Origin of the sequence: Shewanella sp. (genome assembly GCF_047975355.1) — a bacterium.
In the GTDB taxonomy this organism is placed as follows: domain Bacteria; phylum Pseudomonadota; class Gammaproteobacteria; order Enterobacterales; family Shewanellaceae; genus Shewanella.
Genome location: NZ_JBKEDJ010000067.1, coordinates 1 through 2640 on the forward strand (window position 1 = coordinate 1; position 2640 = coordinate 2640).

General features: G+C 39.5%; 2 protein-coding genes. One reads left to right on the forward strand and one right to left on the reverse strand.

Annotated features, from left to right (window positions below; genetic code table 11):
* The first annotated feature begins 20 nt into the window (after positions 1–20).
* Positions 21–917: an enoyl-CoA hydratase-related protein gene (locus tag ACK5NH_RS16835; RefSeq protein WP_416921935.1), complete on the forward strand. Its 897-nt coding sequence runs from the start codon at positions 21–23 to the stop codon at positions 915–917.
* Here the strand turns inward: ACK5NH_RS16835 and ACK5NH_RS16840 are convergent.
* On the reverse strand, positions 893–2302 hold the full coding sequence (locus ACK5NH_RS16840) for an IS4 family transposase (RefSeq protein WP_416921937.1): 1410 nt from the start codon (positions 2300–2302) through the stop codon (positions 893–895). The two genes, ACK5NH_RS16835 and ACK5NH_RS16840, sit on opposite strands and share 25 nt — an antisense overlap.
* Positions 2303–2640 lie beyond the last annotated feature (338 nt).

The window sequence follows — 2640 nt, forward strand, 5'->3', positions numbered from 1 at the left end:
ACGCAAGGAGAGAAGTAATCATGACAACCGATAATCAAGTTTCCACTTCAAGCGTTTCAGAAAGTTCAAGCGTTTCGGAAAGCCAAGTGAGTTCAAAACAAGCCTTCACTTTATCCATCGATGATAATCAAATCGCTTGGCTAGCGGTTGATGTTCCGAATGAAAAGATGAACACGCTGCAAGCGCAATTTGCAGAACAAATGGAAGCGGTGTTTAAGCAACTCGATGAAAAGCGTTCATCGATCAAAGGCATGATCGTCCATTCTCTAAAGCCGGATAACTTCATTGCAGGTGCGGACGAGCGCATGCTCGATGCTAGCCAATCGGCGCAAGAAGCTGAAGGGTTAGCCTCTCAAGGTCAAGAGATGTTTAATCGTCTGGCTGCGCTGCCTTTCACTGTGGTGGCTGCCATTCATGGCCCTTGTTTGGGCGGTGGGTTAGAGCTGGCTTTGGCGTGTGATTACCGTGTGTGTAGTGACTCAGATATTACGCGTTTAGGCTTGCCAGAAGTACAGTTAGGTTTATTACCAGGCTCGGGTGGCACACAACGTTTACCTCGTTTGATTGGTTTACTGGATAGCCTGGATATGATCTTAACGGGCAAACAAGTTCGAGCCAAAAAAGCATTAAAACTCGGGTTGGCTGATGCTTGTGTGCCTTCATCAATTTTATTGCAAGCAGCACAAGAATTTATCTCAAAGTCGAAACGTAAAGGTAAGTCAGACATTAAAGAGAAATTATTGGCGAATACCGGTTTGGGTCGCAAAGTGATTTTTGAACAAGCGGCGAAAAAGGCCAATCAAAAAGCACGCGGAAATTACCCTGCTATTCCGGCAATTTTGCAAGTGATTCAATACGGCTTAGAAAAGGGCATCAAAGAACTGTCTCTTGATCACAAATCAATGATGAACCTTTGAGTTAGTCGATATCCTTCAACCAATGTTTGTAACTTAAACCATCCTTCCCACAAAGTGATCCAACCAATTCGTCCAGTTTGTTTACTATCGTTCCAACCAGCTAGAAGACCAAGACGCGTGTAAGCCCAATGTATATTGGGCGTTATTTCTGGAGGTTTTATACCTTCAACTTTTATCCAAAGTAATTTCCATTCCAATGGAGTTAACAAGGTTTCGCAGCTTGTATCTTTAGCTTTAACTTCGTTTAACCCCATATATCTAAGCTGTTGAATTCTAACTGCTATAAATGCAAATATTACAGCCATTTTTTCAAGACTTTCTTTTGTTTGCATTCGCAATGATTCGACTTTTGTACCTCCTGATTTCCATGCTTTATGAAAATCCTCAATTAACCACCTTTTTTCATAAAACTCTATAACTCGTTTAGCATCATCTGCATTAACAACTTTTTCTGAAGTCAATAAGTGCCATCGTAATGGCGTTTTAACGCCTTTTGATTTTTCATGACAGCCAACATAATAAAGACTTATATCTTCAAAATTACCACTCTTATTTCCAGGAACTTTCAATGTAACGGGTGAGTATTTTATCTCACAACTAACCAACCTTTTTTTGCGAGCAGCAGAATTATTAGTTGACCCTCTTTGTGATATACAAATGGTTCTCTGACCAACACTAATTAGGTTTTCTGAAAAAGAATAGAGCTTATTAGCTCCTTCCAATATCCGACGGCTTTGCATTGAACGAACAACAAAACGATGATTGTTTTGAGTTTTATAACGAAGATATTCATAAATATCTGCTTCGCGGTCACAAACAGATATTACTTTATCCATGTTTTTCCCAAGTCGCTTGGCGACATGCAGCGAAGCTCGCTGCCATTTAAAGCTTTCCTTATCTTCGTATTTATATGTTAAGTGATGATCACCTCTTCCATGAGAAGCCAGCTCTCGACACCAACGTTGTTGTTCGATAAGTCCCACTACATTTTGTTCATTTGGCGCAAATAGCAACACTGAATGAGCTAATATACCTCTAGCTTTTGTGCTATGCCCTAAAGGGCCTAGCTCAGAGTTAACTGATTTATAACTAAAATTAAGAGATGTTGTATCTTCTAGTGCAAGCAATAAATCATACTCATTAACTAGCTCGGCAGTTGCATTAAATGCTGATGTTTCAATATCTTGAGATTTAACATTATTATTTCGAATCAAACGATAAGCTGCTTCAATTTTATCCGAAGTTTGTGAAGATTTTACAACTGACATACCAATATTACTGACTAAATCGGTAACAAAAGTAACCAACCGTTTTGTTCTTCTTTTGTCACCTAATTCAGCTTTACCAAAGTTTGTTTGAACCCATTCAACAGAGTTTGCAATCATTATCTCATCCTAATTTTTTTCGCTATTAGGAGATCTGATCGCTGAATAAAATTAAAGTTCCTCAAATTATTACTTGTGTAGAAGAGACAGATCCAACTTCCCCTTATATCGGCTTCTTCTACCAAGTGGCTTTATCTATAAAGGGGAAGAGTTAAACTTTGCCGCGTTTAGTTTCAATATCTATCCCAAATTCACCGCATATTTTTAGTCGTCATTCCAGCCGGACCTAGGCGAGAGCAGGAATCTACTGACTACGCTCTGAATAGAGAAAACATGCGGCTAAACAGAAAGCGCTCTCAAACAACCCCTCTCTTTACCAGTGAAAATAACTGTGCCGC

Excerpts from the sequence above, each read along its gene's own strand:
- ACK5NH_RS16840 (WP_416921937.1), bottom strand. The coding sequence starts at position 2,302 with ATGATTGCAAACTCTGTTGAATGGGTTCAAACAAACTTTGGTAAAGCT.
- ACK5NH_RS16835 (WP_416921935.1), top strand. The coding sequence starts at position 21 with ATGACAACCGATAATCAAGTTTCCACTTCAAGCGTTTCAGAAAGTTCA.